The 15,794-nt window shown below is 69.4% G+C and carries 17 protein-coding genes, 5 tRNA genes and 1 pseudogene; 19 read left to right on the top strand and 4 right to left on the bottom strand.

Annotation, left to right across the window (positions count from 1 at the left end; translation table 11 throughout):
- The first annotated feature begins 46 nt into the window (after window positions 1–46).
- The 11 genes from J7E96_RS03075 (at window position 47) to J7E96_RS03025 (ending at window position 5,380) form a co-directional block, all read left to right on the top strand.
- Complete coding sequence (locus tag J7E96_RS03075; RefSeq protein WP_215127163.1) at window positions 47–232, top strand: hypothetical protein; 186 nt, start codon at window positions 47–49, stop codon at window positions 230–232.
- A gap of 98 nt (window positions 233–330) precedes the next feature.
- Window positions 331–1,119, top strand: coding sequence for a fumarylacetoacetate hydrolase family protein (locus J7E96_RS03070; protein ID WP_215127161.1), 789 nt, complete (start codon window positions 331–333; stop codon window positions 1,117–1,119).
- A complete protein-coding gene (gene gltX / locus J7E96_RS03065) occupies window positions 1,112–2,587 on the top strand; it encodes a glutamate--tRNA ligase (protein ID WP_215127159.1) in 1,476 nt (491 codons plus the stop codon). The genes J7E96_RS03070 and gltX overlap by 8 nt, the downstream gene beginning before the upstream one ends.
- A 68-nt stretch (window positions 2,588–2,655) precedes the next feature.
- On the top strand, window positions 2,656–3,378 hold the full coding sequence (locus J7E96_RS03060; RefSeq protein WP_215127157.1) for an HAD family hydrolase: 723 nt from the start codon (window positions 2,656–2,658) through the stop codon (window positions 3,376–3,378).
- Between the two features lie 87 nt (window positions 3,379–3,465).
- Window positions 3,466–3,537: transfer RNA gene (locus J7E96_RS03055), tRNA-Gln, on the top strand.
- Between the two features lie 23 nt (window positions 3,538–3,560).
- Window positions 3,561–3,633 (top strand) — tRNA-Glu (locus J7E96_RS03050).
- 63 nt (window positions 3,634–3,696) lie between these two features.
- A tRNA-Glu gene (locus J7E96_RS03045) sits at window positions 3,697–3,769 on the top strand.
- 30 nt (window positions 3,770–3,799) lie between these two features.
- A tRNA-Gln gene (locus tag J7E96_RS03040) sits at window positions 3,800–3,871 on the top strand.
- 23 nt (window positions 3,872–3,894) lie between these two features.
- Window positions 3,895–3,967, top strand: a tRNA-Glu gene (locus J7E96_RS03035).
- Window positions 3,968–4,080: 113 nt separating this feature from the next.
- Entirely contained in the window at window positions 4,081–4,419 is a 339-nt protein-coding gene (locus tag J7E96_RS03030; protein WP_215127156.1) for an STAS domain-containing protein, read from the top strand.
- Window positions 4,409–5,380, top strand: a complete 972-nt coding sequence (locus J7E96_RS03025) for an MEDS domain-containing protein (protein ID WP_215127154.1) — start codon at window positions 4,409–4,411, stop codon at window positions 5,378–5,380. The genes J7E96_RS03030 and J7E96_RS03025 overlap by 11 nt, the downstream gene beginning before the upstream one ends.
- 175 nt (window positions 5,381–5,555) lie before the next feature.
- Here the strand turns inward: J7E96_RS03025 and ndgR are convergent, their stop codons facing one another.
- Window positions 5,556–6,275 carry an IclR family transcriptional regulator NdgR gene (gene ndgR, locus J7E96_RS03020; RefSeq protein WP_028813744.1) on the bottom strand — a complete coding sequence of 240 codons (720 nt, stop codon included), beginning with the start codon at window positions 6,273–6,275 and terminating at the stop codon, window positions 5,556–5,558.
- Between the two features lie 175 nt (window positions 6,276–6,450).
- On the opposite strand from ndgR, the gene leuC reads away from it, so the two are divergent.
- From leuC to J7E96_RS03000, 4 genes are all read left to right on the top strand, one after another.
- Entirely contained in the window at window positions 6,451–7,875 is a 1,425-nt protein-coding gene (gene leuC, locus J7E96_RS03015; RefSeq protein WP_215127152.1) for a 3-isopropylmalate dehydratase large subunit, read from the top strand.
- An 11-nt stretch (window positions 7,876–7,886) separates the two neighbouring features.
- On the top strand, window positions 7,887–8,480 hold the full coding sequence (leuD, locus tag J7E96_RS03010) for a 3-isopropylmalate dehydratase small subunit (protein WP_215127454.1): 594 nt from the start codon (window positions 7,887–7,889) through the stop codon (window positions 8,478–8,480).
- A 192-nt stretch (window positions 8,481–8,672) separates the two neighbouring features.
- Window positions 8,673–8,900 (top strand): hypothetical protein, encoded by a 228-nt coding sequence (locus J7E96_RS03005; protein WP_215127150.1) that lies wholly within the window; start codon window positions 8,673–8,675, stop codon window positions 8,898–8,900.
- A gap of 143 nt (window positions 8,901–9,043) precedes the next feature.
- Complete coding sequence (locus J7E96_RS03000) at window positions 9,044–9,718, top strand: HU family DNA-binding protein (protein WP_215127148.1); 675 nt, start codon at window positions 9,044–9,046, stop codon at window positions 9,716–9,718.
- A 327-nt stretch (window positions 9,719–10,045) separates the two neighbouring features.
- On the opposite strand, the pseudogene cofC reads toward J7E96_RS03000, so the two are convergent.
- Window positions 10,046–10,681, bottom strand: a pseudogene (gene cofC, locus J7E96_RS02995) (2-phospho-L-lactate guanylyltransferase); the annotation flags it as partial.
- A gap of 183 nt (window positions 10,682–10,864) precedes the next feature.
- Between cofC and J7E96_RS02990 the strand changes: the two are divergent.
- Genes J7E96_RS02990 through J7E96_RS02980 form a run of 3 tightly spaced genes read left to right on the top strand, consistent with a single transcriptional unit; the run spans window position 10,865 to window position 13,837 of the window.
- Window positions 10,865–11,635: a 1-acyl-sn-glycerol-3-phosphate acyltransferase gene (locus J7E96_RS02990; protein WP_215127146.1), complete on the top strand. Its 771-nt coding sequence runs from the start codon at window positions 10,865–10,867 to the stop codon at window positions 11,633–11,635.
- Window positions 11,632–12,645: an NAD(P)H-dependent glycerol-3-phosphate dehydrogenase gene (locus tag J7E96_RS02985; RefSeq protein ID WP_215127144.1), complete on the top strand. Its 1,014-nt coding sequence runs from the start codon at window positions 11,632–11,634 to the stop codon at window positions 12,643–12,645. Before J7E96_RS02990 ends, J7E96_RS02985 begins: the two co-directional genes overlap by 4 nt.
- 34 nt (window positions 12,646–12,679) lie before the next feature.
- On the top strand, window positions 12,680–13,837 hold the full coding sequence (locus tag J7E96_RS02980) for a D-alanine--D-alanine ligase family protein (RefSeq protein ID WP_215127142.1): 1,158 nt from the start codon (window positions 12,680–12,682) through the stop codon (window positions 13,835–13,837).
- On the opposite strand, the gene J7E96_RS02975 is transcribed toward J7E96_RS02980, so the two are convergent.
- Both J7E96_RS02975 and J7E96_RS02970 read right to left on the bottom strand, forming a co-directional pair.
- Entirely contained in the window at window positions 13,834–14,328 is a 495-nt protein-coding gene (locus J7E96_RS02975; RefSeq protein WP_374196634.1) for a DUF3515 domain-containing protein, read from the bottom strand. The genes J7E96_RS02980 and J7E96_RS02975 overlap by 4 nt on opposite strands.
- 20 nt (window positions 14,329–14,348) lie before the next feature.
- Window positions 14,349–14,582 carry an Lrp/AsnC family transcriptional regulator gene (locus tag J7E96_RS02970; RefSeq protein WP_069926747.1) on the bottom strand — a complete coding sequence of 78 codons (234 nt, stop codon included), beginning with the start codon at window positions 14,580–14,582 and terminating at the stop codon, window positions 14,349–14,351.
- A 206-nt stretch (window positions 14,583–14,788) separates the two neighbouring features.
- On the opposite strand from J7E96_RS02970, the gene J7E96_RS02965 reads away from it, so the two are divergent.
- Window positions 14,789–15,760 (top strand): thiamine-phosphate kinase, encoded by a 972-nt coding sequence (locus tag J7E96_RS02965; protein ID WP_215127140.1) that lies wholly within the window; start codon window positions 14,789–14,791, stop codon window positions 15,758–15,760.
- Window positions 15,761–15,794: the final 34 nt, after the last annotated feature.

Raw genomic sequence — 15,794 nt, 5'->3', positions numbered from 1 at the left:
ACACCGCGCCCAAGCGGCGCCCGTACCGAACAGGCCCGAACACCAGATGAAGACCGCGACGACGACCACGTTGAAGATTCGCAGCACCGCCAACCCCCGCCGCACCACGCTGGCGCACCTCGACGACGCCGCGGACCTGTTGGTGGCCGAGCGGCCCGAGCACCCCGTCGACCTCCCCGCCGAGACCGCCAACCCGCGCCGCACCATCCTCATGGAAGCCCCCGCCGCGTAGCCGGGCACGGCGCCAATACGGCAGGTCGGGGCCCTCGTCCGCGTTAGCCTGGAGCGTCAGTCTCCAGCCAGCCAGCAAGTAAGGGGCGGCAGCATCCCGTGCGCATCGCCAGGTTCTCCATCGACGGCAATGTCGCCTTCGGCGCGGTTGAGGGTCCCAGCGCCCCCGGCGCAGAGGCAGACCTCGTCCTCGACATCATCAAGGGCATCCCGTACGCCGACTTCGAGCTCTCCGGCGTCAAGGTCCCGCTGAGCAAGGTCCGCCTCCTGCCGCCCGTGCTCCCCAGCAAGGTCGTGGCCATCGGCCGCAACTACGCGGAACACGCGGCGGAACTGGGCAACCAGGTCCCTGACGAACCCCTCATCTTCTTCAAGCCGTCCACCTCGGTGACCGGCCCCGGCGACGACATCGCGTACCCCTCCTTCTCCAACGAGGTGCACTACGAGGCCGAACTGGCCGTGGTCATCGGCCGCATGTGCCGCGAGGTCCCGCGCGAGCGCGTCAAGGACGTCATCTTCGGCTACACCTGCGCCAACGACGTCACCGCACGCGACGTCCAGCAGCGCGAGAAGCAGTGGGCCAGGGCCAAGGGCTTCGACACCTCGTGCCCGCTCGGCCCCTGGGTGGAGACCGACCTCGACCCCGGCGACCTCGCCATCCAGTGCACGGTCAACGGTGAACAGCGCCAGCTGGGGCGTACGAGCGACATGGTCCGCTCCGTCGAGGACCTGATCGTCCACATCTCCGAGGCCATGACGCTGCTCCCGGGCGACGTCATCCTCACGGGGACCCCGGCCGGAGTCGGACCCCTGAACGTCGGCGACGAAGTCGCCGTCACCATCGAAGGCATCGGCACTCTCACCAACAAGGTGATCAAGCGTGGCTAGCGCACCCGTACGTGTACGTTTCTGTCCCTCGCCGACCGGCAACCCGCACGTGGGCCTGGTCCGCACCGCCCTGTTCAACTGGGCGTTCGCCCGGCACAACGGCGGCACGATGGTCTTCCGCATCGAGGACACCGACGCCGCCCGCGACTCCGAGGAGTCGTACCACCAGCTGCTCGACTCGCTGCGCTGGCTGGGCCTCGACTGGGACGAGGGTCCCGAGGTCGGCGGCCCGCACGCCCCGTACCGCCAGTCGCAGCGGATGGACATCTACCAGGACGTCGCCCAGAAGCTGATGGCCGGCGGCTACGCGTACGAGTGCTTCTGCACCGCCCTTGAGCTGGAGGTACGCCGCGACGCCGCCCGCGCGGCCGGCAAGCCGTCCGGCTACGACGGCACGTGCCGCAACCTCAGCGAAGACCGCATCGCCCGCTACAAGTCGGAAGGCCGCGAAGCCATCGTGCGCTTCCGGATGCCCGACGAGCCGATCACCTTCACGGACGTGGTCCGCGGCGAACTGACCTTCAACCCGGACAACGTGCCGGACTACGGCATCGTCCGCGCCAACGGCGCCCCCCTCTACACGCTCGTCAACCCCGTCGACGACGCGCTGATGGAGATCACCCACGTGCTGCGCGGCGAGGACCTGCTGTCCTCCACCCCGCGCCAGATCGCGCTCTACAAGGCGCTGATCGAGCTGGGCATCGCCAAGGAGATCCCGCGGTTCGGGCACCTCCCGTACGTCATGGGCGAGGGCAACAAGAAGCTCTCCAAGCGCGACCCCGAGGCATCCCTCAACCTCTACCGCGAGCGCGGCTTCCTCCCCCAGGGCCTGCTCAACTACCTCTCCCTCCTCGGCTGGTCCATCGCCGAGGACCGCGACATCTTCACGATCGAGGAGATGGTGGCGGCCTTCGACATCAAGGACGTCAACGCCAACCCGGCGCGCTTCGACCTGAAGAAGTGCGAGCACATCAACGCCGAGCACCTGCGCAAGCTGTCGGTCCAGGACTTCATCGCGGCCTGCGAGCCGTGGCTGAAGGCGCCGTACGCCAACTGGAAGCCGGAGTCCTTCGACCGCGCCGCCTTCGAGGCGATCGCCCCGCACGCCCAGACCCGCGTGACGGTCCTGTCCGACATCACGGCCAACGTCGACTTCCTCTTCCTCGACGAGCCGGTGGAGGACGAGGCGTCCTGGGCGAAGGCGATGAAGGGCGAGCCGGTACCGCTGCTCACCACCGCCCGGGCCAATCTGGAAGCGGCCGACTGGACCAGCCCGGAATCCCTCAAGGAGGCCGTCCTGGCCGCCGGCGAGGCCCACGGCCTGAAGCTCGGCAAGGCCCAGGCCCCGGTCCGCGTAGCGGTCACCGGCCGCACGGTGGGCCTCCCGCTCTTCGAGTCCCTGGAAATCCTGGGCAAGGAGAAGACGCTGGCCCGCATCGACGCGGCCCTGGCCAAGCTCACCGCGTAGTCGCGCCCGTACGCACGAAAGGCCCGGAAGCCGCACCGGCTTCCGGGCCTTTCCCGTACCGTCGGATCATGCCGATCCGCGCGGTGGTCTGGGACATCGATGACACGATCTTCGACTACGCGAGCGCCGACACCGCCGGCATGCGTGATCATCTCGCGACCGAAGGCCTGCTCAGCGGGTACGAGTCCGTCGGCCGGGCCCTGGACCACTGGCGCGAGACGACCGCTCTCCACTGGGCGCGCTTCGCCGCCGGGGAAGTGACCTTCGAGGAGCAGCGGCGCGACCGGGTGCGGTCCTTTCTCGGCACGCCGCTGCTGAGCGACGACGCGGCGGACGAGTGGTTCACGCGGTACGTCGCCCACTACGAGGCCGCGTGGAAGCTGTTTCCCGACACCGTCCCGGCGCTGGATGTCCTGGCGGCCGACTACCGCCACGCCGTGCTGTCGAATTCCAGCGTCCACAACCAGGACCGCAAGCTGCGCGTCCTCGGTGTGCGGAGCCGTTTCGAGGCGCTGCTGTGCGCCGCCGAGCTGGGCTTCTCCAAGCCCGCCGCCGAGGCCTTCCACGCCGCCTGCGACGCGCTCGCCCTGCCCCCGCACGAGGTCGCGTACGTCGGTGACCAGCCCGACATCGACGCCAGGGGCGCCGACGAGGCCGGTCTGGCCGGGATCTGGCTCGACCGCGGCGGTCTCGGCGGCCGTCCGGAGCTCGTCCGGATCACCGGCCTTGAGCAGCTACCTGGGCTGTTGCGGGGCGATACCCGTTTTGGAGCGCCGTCCACCTTCGGGTAATGTTCTTTCTGCGCCGCCCGAGAGGGCCGAAAGGTCCGGCCGGGAAGCGCGAGCCAAACAAGCCCCCATCAGGGGGTTGTGTTTTGGTGGGCTATGGTGTAATTGGCAGCACGAGGGTTTCTGGTTCCCTTAGTCTAGGTTCGAGTCCTGGTAGCCCAGCTCGCAGAGCTTCTTCTGCACAGGCCCCCGTTGTGTAGCGGCCTAGCACGCCGCCCTCTCAAGGCGGTAGCGCCGGTTCGAATCCGGTCGGGGGTACAGATCCTTTCTTTCCATCGCCTTCGGGTCGCTCCCGGATGCGCTGACGCAAGGATCGCTAGGGCCCCCGTTGTGTAGCGGCCTAGCACGCCGCCCTCTCAAGGCGGTAGCGCCGGTTCGAATCCGGTCGGGGGTACGGGTTGGGACCGATTGGTCTAAACCATTTTGGGCTATGGTGTAATTGGCAGCACGAGGGTTTCTGGTTCCCTTAGTCTAGGTTCGAGTCCTGGTAGCCCAGCTCGCAGAGTTCATATCTGCAAGGCCCCCGTTGTGTAGCGGCCTAGCACGCCGCCCTCTCAAGGCGGTAGCGCCGGTTCGAATCCGGTCGGGGGTACGTACGAGAAGAAGGCCTTCCGCACTGCGCGGGGGGCCTTCTTGCGTGGCCAAAGCACTACGCTGGGCCGCGTATCGAAGCCTTCGCATCCGTCCGCCTGAGGAGCGCCGAAGTTGGAACCCCTCGTACACGCCGCGGAGTTACGCGTCGTCCGCACCTGCCGGCCGGACGGACTCCGTGTCGAAGGCGTCGTGGACGCACACGGGCACCAGCACCTCCGTACCGCCCTGGAGGCGGTCGAGCGGACAGCCGGAGACGTCCAACTCGACCTGTCCGGGCTGGAGTTCCTGGACCTCGGCGGGCTGCGGCTGCTGGTGGCTTTCGCCCGAGCGCGCCCTGCGGGAAGCCAGGTGGAGCTGGTGGGTCTCGCTCCGCATCTGCGTGAAGTGATCTCACTGGTCGGCTGGGACGAGACCCCCGGCCTGCGGCTGGGAGCCAACCATGTCAACTGACAGCGGCCCGAACGGTGGGGGCTTCGTACATCACGCCTCCCTGTACGACGGCGACGAGGCATTCCTCGCGATGGCTCTGCCCTTCGCCGAGGAGGGGTTGGACGCGGGGGAGCCGGTGCTCGCCGCGACCACGCCCGCCAACATCGAATTGCTCCGTGACGCCCTCGGCGCGCGGGCCCACGGCCTCGACACGGCGGAGACGGCCTACTTCGGCCGCAGACCGGTGGAGCGCGTCTCGTCCTTCCTGCGGTACGTGAAACGCCGCGAGGTGCCGGGGCGGCGGACGCGGATCATCGCCGAGCCGCTGTGGGCCGGAAAATCCGCCCGCCAGATCGCGGAGTGGAAGCGCATGGAGTCCGGGCTGAACGTGCTGCTCGCGGACGCCGACCTCTGGATGATCTGCCCGTACGACACCAGGACCGCCCCCGAGGACGTCGCGGAGGCCGCCCGCGCCACGCACCCCGCTCATGTGGTCGGGGCGAAGATCCTGCCTTGTGCGGCGTACGTCGATCCGAACGCGTACGCCGCGGTGGCCGACGCCCCGCTGCCTCCGCCGCCGCTGGGCGCGGACCGGTTGGCCGGGCCGGCCACACCTGCTGCCGTACGCGCCTTCGTGCGCGGCAGCGCGGCTGCGGCGGGCCTTTCCGGGGCGCGTCTCGCGATGGCCGAGATCGTCGCCAACGAGGCTCTGGCCTTCCTGCTCGACCGAGGCGCGGCGGGGGCGGAGGTGTGCGCCTGGGAAGAGCCCGGCATCGTCACCTGGGACCTGCTCGCCACCCGCCCGGCCACCTCGGCTCCGGCGCCCTGGGCGGGTTTCGCACCGCCCGGCGAGCAGGCCGATCCGTTCGACGGGCTGTGGCTGATGCGGAGCCTGTGCGAATCGGTGGAGATCAGGACGGTGGAGGGCCGCATGCGGCTGCGCTTGCGGTACGGGGGGAAGGGCAACGCGGAGCGCCTCTGAGCCGGCCCTGCGGGCGTGTCCTCAAACGCCGGACGGGCTGGGTTCGGCCGCACTGTCCAGCCCCTCCGGCGTTTGAGGAGCGGGGTCCGGGGCGGAGCCCCGGTTCGGGAAGGGGCGGGTCGGGGAAAGCGCCGCAGGCACCCGCACCGCACCCCGCCCCCGCGCAGCCGCTCGCTCAGCCGCCGGAGCGGCGCAGCGCCTCCGACAGGCGGGCCGCCGAGTCGATGACCGCCTGGGCGTGCATACGCCCGGGGTGGCGCGTCAGCCGCTCGATCGGTCCGGATACCGAGACGGCCGCGACGACACGGTTCGACGGCCCGCGCACGGGTGCGGAAACCGACGCCACACCCGGCTCGCGCTCGCCGATCGACTGGGCCCAGCCCCGCCGCCGTACACCCGAAAGCGCCGTCGCCGTGAAGCGCGCGCCCTGAAGCCCGCGGTGCAGACGCTCCGGCTCCTCCCAGGCCATCAGGATCTGCGCGGACGAGCCCGCCTTCATGGTGAGCGTCGAGCCCACCGGGACGGTGTCCCGCAGTCCGGACAGCCGCTCGGCCGCCGCGACGCAGATGCGCATGTCGCCCTGCCGGCGGTAGAGCTGCGCGCTCTCGCCGGTGACGTCACGCAGATGCGTGAGTACGGGGCCGGCCGTGGCCAGCAGCCGGTCCTCACCCGCCGCGGCGGAAAGTTCCGACAGTCGCGGGCCCAGGATGAACCGGCCCTGCATGTCCCTCGCCACCATCCGGTGGTGTTCCAGTGCCACGGCAAGACGGTGTGCCGTGGGTCGTGCAAGCCCTGTCGCCGCGACCAGCCCGGCGAGGGTGGCCGGACCGGACTCCAGTGCGCTCAGTACCAGAGCTGCCTTGTCGAGAACGCCGACGCCGCTAGAGTTGTCCATGCGTCGATACTCGTGTCTCACTCTGTGAAACGCAAGTTCAATTTTTCCGGGAACTTGCGAATCTGTAGGGGAGGCCGCACAACGGCTCAGCAGCCACCGCCCCGTACGGGGGTCCGGGGCGGGGGCGATCCGATCTCTAGATGGGCCGGCGAAGACGCCGGTCGAAGGGAAAGCGATGGGTAGGACACTTGCGGAGAAGGTCTGGGACGACCATGTCGTCAGGCGCGCCGAGGGCGAGCCGGATCTCCTCTTCATCGATCTGCACCTGCTGCACGAGGTGACCAGCCCGCAGGCCTTCGACGGCCTCCGCAAGAGCGGCCGGCAGGTACGGCGGCTCGACCTCACCATCGCCACCGAGGATCACAACACCCCGACCATCGACATCGACAAGCCGATCGCGGACCCGGTCTCCCGGATCCAGCTGGAGACGCTGCGCAAGAACTGCGCCGACTTCGGTGTGCGGCTGCACCCGCTCGGCGACGTCGAGCAGGGCGTCGTCCACGTCGTGGGACCGCAGCTGGGCCTGACCCAGCCCGGCACCACCGTGGTGTGCGGCGACAGCCACACCTCCACGCACGGCGCCTTCGGCGCGCTGGCCTTCGGCATCGGTACCTCGCAGGTCGAGCACGTCCTGGCCACGCAGACCCTGCCGATGGCGCCCCCGAAGACCATGGCGATCACCGTCGAGGGCGAACTGCCCGCCGACGTAACCGCCAAGGACCTGATCCTGGCGATCATCGCGAAGATCGGCACCGGCGGCGGTCAGGGTTACGTACTGGAATACCGCGGTTCCGCCATCGAGAAGCTCTCGATGGAGGCCCGGATGACCATCTGCAACATGTCGATCGAGGCCGGTGCGCGCGCGGGCATGATCGCCCCCGACAAGACCACCTTCGACTACCTCCAGGGCCGTGCCCACGCGCCGAAGGGCGAGGACTGGGACGCCGCCGTCGCCTACTGGCAGACGCTGCGCACCGACGACGACGCCGTTTTCGACGCCGAGGTCGTCATCGACGCCGCCGAACTGGCGCCGTTCGTCACCTGGGGCACCAACCCGGGCCAGGGCTCGCCGCTGTCGGCGAACGTCCCCGACCCTGCTTCGTACGAGGACGCTTCGGAGCGCTTCGCCGCCGAAAAGGCCCTGGAGTACATGGGGTTGACCGCCGGGCAGCCGCTGCGCGACATCAAGGTCGACACCGTCTTCGTAGGTTCGTGCACCAACGGCCGCATCGAGGACCTGCGGGCCGCCGCCGCGCTCATGGACGGCCGTAAAGTCGCCGAGGGCGTACGGATGCTGATCGTTCCAGGCTCGGTGCGGGTCGCGCTGCAGGCGATCGAAGAGGGCCTGGACAAGGTGTTCACCGCCGCCGGGGCCGAATGGCGGCACGCGGGCTGCTCGATGTGTCTGGGCATGAACCCGGACCAGCTGGCGCCCGGTGAGCGCTCCGCGTCCACCTCCAACCGCAACTTCGAGGGCAGGCAGGGCAAGGGCGGCCGTACCCACCTGGTGTCGCCGCAGGTTGCCGCCGCGACGGCGGTGCTGGGCCACCTGGCCGCTCCCGCCGACCTGTCCGACGTTCCGACGCTCGTGGAGGCCTGAGCATCATGGCCATGGAAGCTTTCACCGCACACACCGGCCGGGCCGTTCCGCTGCGCCGCAGCAACGTCGACACCGACCAGATCATCCCCGCGCACTGGCTGAAGAAGGTCACCCGCGACGGTTTCGAGGACGGGCTGTTCGAGGCCTGGCGCAAGGACCCGCAGTTCGTGCTCGACCGCCCCGAGCGGGAAGGTGCCACGGTTCTGGTGGCGGGTCCGGACTTCGGTACCGGCTCCTCGCGTGAGCACGCCGTGTGGGCGCTGCAGAATTACGGCTTCAAGGCCGTCATCTCGTCGCGGTTCGCCGACATCTTCCGCGGCAACTCGCTCAAGAACGGCCTGCTGACCGTCGTGCTCGACCAGAAGGTCGTGGACGCGCTCTGGGACCTGGTCGACGCGGACCCCACCGCCGAGATCACCGTGGACCTGGAGGACCGTCAAGTCCGTGCCGAAGGCATTACGGCTGATTTTGAACTTGACGAGAACGCCCGCTGGCGACTGCTGAATGGTCTGGACGACATCAGCATCACCCTCCAGAACGAGCCGTCCATCGCTGCTTACGAGGCCGGCCGGCCGTCGTTCAAGCCCAGTACGACGCAGGTCTGACGCCCTCGCATCACTCCGTTGCCCCCTGCCGTTCGCGGTGGGGGGCAACGGCATGTTTGCGCCCCAACTCCCGTGGTAAGCGAGGGACATGGGGGCGAAATGGCAAGGATCTAGGAGGGCTTTCGGACACCCGGATTCCATTAGTTGCCCCCGCCGGAGGCGACAACTCGCCCCAGATGGCACAATCGGTGCATGGAACGCGACAGCCAACTCAAGCTCTATGCGGCAGTCGCGGACCGGTTGAAAGAAGCACACACAAGAGTGCGCACACTGCAAGTCCCGGAGGGCGTACGGATGGCGCTGACCCGGAAGCTGCTGGTCATAACGGCCGCGGCGAAACACGATCTCGCCGATGCGGCAAGGCGCCTGGACAGGTTGATGAAGGACCTCGATGAGGGTCGATTCCCTGAAGGTGACTGAGACCTCTGGAAGTCCTCAAGGTCTACTTCGTTGCGGCACTAGGGTGATTAGCCCGTTTCGTGTTTGATTTGCGGTATATATCTGCCTAACGTGCGAAAAAGCTTGAACACATTCGTTCTGGCAATGTCTCCGAAGGGGAAGACGTGAACAAGGCGCAGCTCGTAGAAGCGATTGCAGACAAGGTCGGCGGCCGTCAGCAGGCCGCGGACGCGGTCGACGCGGTACTCGACGCGATCGTCCGTGCAACGGTCGCCGGCGACCGCGTGTCGGTCACCGGCTTCGGATCGTTCGAGAAGGTTGAGCGTCCGGCCCGTTACGCCCGCAACCCGCAGACGGGCGAGCGGGTACGGGTCAAGAAGACCTCGGTTCCGCGCTTCCGTGCAGGTCAGGGCTTCAAGGACCTGGTCAGCGGCTCGAAGAAGCTCCCCAAGGGTGGCGAGGTCGCCGTCAAGAAGGCGCCCAAGGGCAGTCTTTCCGGCCCGCCCCCCACCATTGCCAAGTCCGCGGCCAAGAAGGCCGCCACCAAGCGGGCCGCCGCCAAGAAGACGACCCCGGCGAAGAAGGCGGCCCCGGCCAAGAAGACCACCGCCGCCGCGAAGAAGACGGCCCCGGCCAAGAAGGCCACGGGCGCCGCGAAGAAGGCCGCCGCCGGGAAGAAGGCGGCCCCGGCCAAGCAGGCCGCGGCCAAGAAGGCCACGCCTGCGAAGGCCACCGCCAAGAAGACCGCACCGGCCAAGAAGGCCACCGCGAAGAAGGCGCCCGCCAAGAAGACAACGGCGCGCAAGACCACCGCCAAGAAGACCGCTGCCGGGAAGTAGCAGGGCAGCAAGGACTCACGCGCCGGGCCGGGCTCCCTCCGGGGAGCCCGGCCCGCGGTGTGTTCCGGTCCGGCAGCGGGCCCCGGCAGGGGGCGCCCCTCAGAAGGTCTGCAGCGTCACCAGAGTGATGCGCAGGTCCGCGCCCTCACCGTCCCCCTCGATACGCACCCGCTGCCCGGGACGCAGCAGCCGCAGGCCGCCCGCGTCGAAGGCCCGGGCGTCGAAGTCCACCGGGGTGCCGTCGTCGAGCAGCACACTGCCGCTGCGGGTCTCGGAGTCGTACGTGTACGCGGTCGCCTGCATAACAGCAGCGTATCCGGCGGTGACCGCCGCGCTCAGCCGGGCCGTGCGCGGGCCCACGCCGAGCGCCACCGCCGCCCGCAGATCGTCGCCCGTGTCCACGTCCTGGCGTACGGAATCGACTCCGTCGAGCGGTATTTCCCGGGCCCCCGCGGCCGAATGCCGGGCGCGCGAAGGGCCGCCGAAGAACGGCGCCAATTCCACCCCCGGCGCCGCGGAAAGAAGCGTCGTGCCGATTCCGGCGGCATCCGCCAGAAATGCGCGGGGAAATGCGGCGGCGTAATCGAGCACCTGCTGCAATTCCACCGGCCGCAGTGCGGGAAGATCCGCATTCAGCGCCGCGACGGCCGCCCCCGGCCGCAGCGCCCGCACCGTGCGCGCCCCGTGCGCCAAAGCGGCATTGAGACCGGCGGCCGGCGTGTCCGGGGCGATACGCGCCCCCAGCGCGGCCAGCGCGGCGCCCGCGGGACCGTCGTCCGTGACGACCACCACATCCCGTACGGCGGGGCACGCCAGCACAGCCGCCACGGTGTCCTCGGCGAAGGCGAGAGCGAGCCTCCGGCGCAACGCGTCGCCCGCCGCGGGGGCAAGCCTGCTCTTGGCCAGCAACAGGGGCTTCAGGGGGACGACCAGGGACCAGGGAGCGGTCCGGAGCGTGTTCAGTGGCGAGCCCTCCGTCCAGTGCGCGTCGGGCCCTATTGTGGCCTGTTCGTACGGCCGGCAGGGGATCCGGGCCCTGCCCCGGGGCGTACGGTGTTCTCGACAGACAGGGGACCTGGGGCGAGACTTGTGCGGCTGACCAGGCGCATAAGCACAAGCAGCCAGGTCCTAGAGGAAGGTGTCCGAGTGTCCCGCCGCAGAATCGGCTTCTGGTACCGCCTGGCAGCGGTCATCGCCAAACCCCCGCTGGTGGTTCTGTTCAAGCGGGACTGGCGCGGAATGGAGAACATTCCGGCCGAGGGCGGATTCATCACCGCGGTCAATCACAACTCGTACCTCGACCCGCTCTCCTACGGGCACTTTCAGTACAACACGGGACGTGTTCCCCGGCTGCTGGCCAAGGCGGCCCTCTTCAAAACCCCCTTTGTCGGGATGATGCTGCGCGGTACCGGCCAGATTCCCGTCTACCGCGAGACCACCAACGCACTCGACGCTTTCCGCGCGGCGGTCGACGCCATCGAGCGCGGCGAATGCGTCGCCTTCTACCCCGAAGGCACGCTCACCCGCGACCCCGACATGTGGCCGATGGCGGGAAAGACCGGAGCGGCGCGCGTGGCCCTCATGACGAAGGCCCCCGTTATCCCGGTCGCCCAGTGGGGAGCCAACTTGGCAATGCCGCCGTACGCCAAAGAGAACAAGCTTCAGCTGTTCCCGCGCAAGACCCTCTCGGTGCAGGCGGGTCCGCCGGTGGACCTCGACCGGTTCTACGACAGGGAACCGACGCCCGAAGTGCTGCGCGAGGCGACCGAGGCGATCATGAGCGCCATCACGGAGCAGCTCGCCGAGCTGCGCGGCGAGCCCGCGCCAGTCGAGCTGTACGACCACCGCAGGGCGCGCGCGCAGCAGCGCCACACAGCGGAGCAGCACCGCAAAGCCGAGGGAGAGAACGCAAAGTGACACGCCAGCCGGTCAAGGCGGCCGTATTCGGAACAGGCTCCTGGGGCACTGCCTTCGGCATGGTGCTGGCCGACGCGGGCTGCGAGGTGACCCTGTGGGGCCGCCGCGCCGAAGTCGCCGACGCCATCAACAACGGCCGTACGAACCCCGACTATTTCCCGGACGTCGAACTCCCCCCCTCGCTGCGCGCCACCACCGACCCGGCCGAGGCCGCCGCGGGCGCCGACTTCACGGTCCTCGCCATCCCCTCGCAGACGCTGCGCGGCAACCTCGCCGCGTGGGCGCCGCTGCTGCGCGCCGACACCGTCCTCGTCTCCCTCATGAAGGGAGTCGAACTCGGCACCGCCAAGCGCATGAGCGAGGTCATCGAGGAGGTCGCCAAGGCGCCCGCCGAGCGGGTCGCCGTGGTCACCGGACCCAACCTCGCCAAGGAGATCGCGGCCCGGATGCCCGCCGCCGCGGTCGTCGCCTGCGTCGACGAGTCGGTAGCCACCCGGCTCCAGTCCGTCTGCCACACCCCGTACTTCCGCCCGTACACCAACACCGACGTCGTCGGCTGCGAACTCGGCGGCGCCGTCAAGAACGTCATCGGCCTCGCCGTCGGCATCGCGGACGGCATGGGCCTCGGTGACAACGCCAAGGGCTCGCTCATCACCCGCGGCCTCGCCGAAACGACCCGCCTGGGACTGGCGATGGGCGCCGACCCGCTCACCTTCTCCGGTCTCGCCGGCCTCGGCGACCTGGTCGCCACCTGCTCGTCGCCGCTCTCGCGCAACCACACCTTCGGCACCAACCTCGGCCGCGGCATGACGCTCGAAGGGACCATCGCGGTCACCAAGCAGACCGCCGAGGGCGTCAAATCCTGTGAGTCGGTGGCCGATCTGGCCCGCCGGCACGGCGTCGACATGCCCATCACGGACACGGTTGTCGACATCGTTCACCACGGGAAGCCGCCGATCGTTGCGCTGAAGGAGCTGATGTCACGCAGCGCCAAGCCCGAGCGCCGCTGACGCAGTCCCTACTACCAGGTACCCTCAACGCGATATGAGCAGCGAGAACCTCCCCCAGAGCCCCGCACAGGAGCCCCGCAAGCCGCGGGTGGCCGTCGTTTTCGGCGGTCGCAGCTCCGAGCACGCCATCTCGGTCGTCACGGCCGGCGCCGTACTGCGGTCCATCGACCGCGAGAAGTACGACGTACTGCCGATCGGCATCACGACGGACGGCCGCTGGGCGCTGACCGCCGACGAGCCCGACCGGATGGCCATCGCCGACCGGACCCTGCCGAGCGTCGAGAACCTCGCCGAATCGACCGAGGGCGGCGTGGTGCTCTCGGTCGACCCGAGCGTCCGCGAAGTGCTCTACACCGAGCCTGGCTCGGTGCCCAAGGCGCTGGGCGAGGTCGACGTGGTCTTTCCCGTGCTGCACGGCCCGTACGGCGAGGACGGCACCCTCCAGGGCCTCCTGGAGCTCTCCGGCGTCCCGTACGTCGGCTCCGGTGTGCTCGCCTCGGCCGTCGGCCAGGACAAGGAGTACATGAAGCGGGTGTTCATCTCCTTCGGGCTGCCGGTCGGCCCGTACGAGGTCATCCGCCCCCGGGAGTGGGAAAACGATCCTTCCGCCGCCCGCGAGAAGATCGTCGACTTCGCCGGCGAGCACGGCTGGCCGCTGTTCATCAAGCCGGCCCGCGGCGGCTCCTCGATGGGCATCACCAAGGTCAGTGACCTCTCCGGCCTCGACGCGGCGATCGAGGAGGCGCAGCGCCACGATCCCAAGATCCTCGTCGAGTCGCTGCTGCGCGGCCGCGAGATCGAGTGCGGTGTGCTGGAGTTCGAGGACGGGCCGCGCGCGAGCGTGCCCGCCGAGATCCCGCCCGTCACGTCCCACGACTTCTACGACTTCGAGGCGAAGTACATCGACTCGGCGGCGGGCCTGGTGCCCGCCCCGCTCACCGAGGAGCAGACCGCCGAGGTGCGGCGGCTCGCGGTCGAGGCGTTCGACGCCGCGTCCTGCGAGGGCCTGGTGCGGGCGGACTTCTTCCTGCTCGACAGCGGCGAGTTCGTGATCAACGAGATCAACACGATGCCCGGCTTCACGCCGATCTCCATGTACCCGCGGATGTGGCAGGAGACCGGGGTGTCCTACCCGGAGCTCGTCGACCTGCTCATCCAGGCCGCGCTGCGCCGCCCGACGGGCCTGCGCTAGAGGCTGCCGGGCACTGCCTTCTTCACCGGCCCCGCGAAGGCCGCCAACGGCGTGACGTCGTGGGCGTACTTCGCGGGGAGTGTGACTTCGACGTACGCCTCGCGGTAGGTCGTGGTGAAGCGCGGGCTGCCGTCCTCCTGCCGCTCCAGCATCCAGTTGACGCCGTCCGCCTCCACCGCCTGCGCCGCCGGATCGCTCATCTTCTCCGGCCGGGGGACACCACAGCGCAGTACGATCGCCGGATCTCCCCATACGGCGGTGAGGTCCGACTCCGGGTCGGCGGTGCGCCGCTGCTGCCCCTCGACGGACTCCGGCAGCTCACGGTGCAGCGCCCGGCACACCTCGGCCTCTTCCGAGGACGGGGTGGGAACCGGGATCGCCACGGCGTCGTGTGTGAGGGACGCGAGGGAACAGCCGGCGGCGGCAGCGAGCAGCAGGGCGGCGCACGCCATCGACGAATGCGACAAAAGCCGGCGGGAAGTGGAAGTCACCGGCCAAGAGTAGACGGGGGCTAGATGTGCACGACCGGGCAGGTCAGAGTGCGGGTGATGCCGTCCACTTGCTGGACCTTGGCGACCACCAGCCGGCCGAGATCATCGACCGTGTCGGCCTGCGCGCGCACGATCACGTCATAGGGTCCGGTCACGTCCTCGGCCTGGATCACTCCCGGAATCTTGCCGATGGTCTCGGCGACGGACGACGCCTTGCCCACCTCGGTCTGGATGAGGATGTACGCCTGTACCACGGAACCTCCAGGGCGGCCACGAGGATCATGTGGGGAGATAAAGAGACGCCACCGTATCGCGTCGTCGTGGCCGGCGGGGAGACTTGCGCGGCCGTCGGCTTACGGAGCGTGGCGTACGGAGACCAGAAGTTGACGTATGTGTTGACGGTACCTACAGCAGTGATGGCTCGCGACCGCAAGCGCACTGGGGCAGAAGGGGCACATCCATGAAGGGCACTGTGGGCGAACTGGGGGAGTTCGGGCTCATCAGAGAGCTCACCTCCCGGCTCACCACCACCCCGGCGGTACGGCTGGGGCCCGGCGACGACGCCGCCGTCGTGGCCGCACCCGACCGGCGGGTCGTGGCGAGTACGGACATCCTGCTCGAAGGGCGTCACTTCCGGCGCGACTGGTCGACGGCGTACGACGTGGGCCGCAAGGCCGCCGCCCAGAATCTGGCCGATATCGCCGCCATGGGAGCGGTGCCGACCGCTCTGCTCCTCGGCCTCGTCGTCCCCGCCGAACTCCCGGTCAGCTGGCCGACCGAGCTGATGGACGGCATCCGGGACGAGTGCCAGGTCGCGGGGGCGGCCGTCGTCGGCGGTGACGTCGTACGCGGCGAGACCATCACCGTGGCGATCACCGCGCTCGGCGACCTGCGCAACCACGAACCGGTGACGCGGTCCGGCGCCAGGCCCGGCGATGTCGTCGCCGTCACCGGCTGGCTGGGCTGGTCCGCGGCGGGCCTCGCCGTTCTCTCGCGCGGCTTCCGCTCGCCGCGCGCCTTCGTCGAGGCACACCGGCGCCCGGAGCCGCCGTACCACGCGGGTCCCGCGGCCGCCGGGCTCGGCGCCACCGCCATGACCGACGTCAGTGACGGGCTCGTCGCCGACCTCGGGCACATCGCGGAGGCCAGCAAGGTCCGTATCGACCTGCGGTCCGGGCTCATCGACATTCCGACGCAGATGTCGGACATCGGGCAGGCGGTCGGCGTGGACCCGCTGCAATGGGTGCTGACCGGGGGAGAGGACCACGCGATCGTGGCGACGTTCCCGCCGGACACGAAGCTGCCCGCCCGCTGGAAGATCATCGGCGAGGTCCTCAACCCGTCGGCGCTGCCGCAGGTGACGGTCGACGGGGCGCCGTGGACGAAGAAGGGCGGCTGGGACCACTTCGAGGACATCGAGACGGCCCCCTAGTCCCACGGCCGTGGCCCGGGCGTACCGGAGGCGT

Origin of the sequence: Streptomyces sp. ISL-96 (assembly GCF_018614035.1) — a bacterium.
GTDB lineage: Bacteria > Actinomycetota > Actinomycetes > Streptomycetales > Streptomycetaceae > Streptomyces.
This window is presented reverse-complemented; position numbering and strand designations above follow the sequence as displayed.

Excerpts from the sequence above, each read along its gene's own strand:
- J7E96_RS03075 (WP_215127163.1), top strand. The coding sequence starts at position 47 with ATGAAGACCGCGACGACGACCACGTTGAAGATTCGCAGCACCGCCAAC.
- J7E96_RS03060 (WP_215127157.1), top strand. The coding sequence starts at position 2,656 with ATGCCGATCCGCGCGGTGGTCTGGGACATCGATGACACGATCTTCGAC.
- J7E96_RS03025 (WP_215127154.1), top strand. The coding sequence starts at position 4,409 with ATGTCAACTGACAGCGGCCCGAACGGTGGGGGCTTCGTACATCACGCC.
- ndgR (WP_028813744.1), bottom strand. The coding sequence starts at position 6,275 with ATGGACAACTCTAGCGGCGTCGGCGTTCTCGACAAGGCAGCTCTGGTA.
- leuC (WP_215127152.1), top strand. The coding sequence starts at position 6,451 with ATGGGTAGGACACTTGCGGAGAAGGTCTGGGACGACCATGTCGTCAGG.
- leuD (WP_215127454.1), top strand. The coding sequence starts at position 7,887 with ATGGAAGCTTTCACCGCACACACCGGCCGGGCCGTTCCGCTGCGCCGC.
- J7E96_RS03005 (WP_215127150.1), top strand. The coding sequence starts at position 8,673 with ATGGAACGCGACAGCCAACTCAAGCTCTATGCGGCAGTCGCGGACCGG.
- J7E96_RS02980 (WP_215127142.1), top strand. The coding sequence starts at position 12,680 with ATGAGCAGCGAGAACCTCCCCCAGAGCCCCGCACAGGAGCCCCGCAAG.
- J7E96_RS02965 (WP_215127140.1), top strand. The coding sequence starts at position 14,789 with ATGAAGGGCACTGTGGGCGAACTGGGGGAGTTCGGGCTCATCAGAGAG.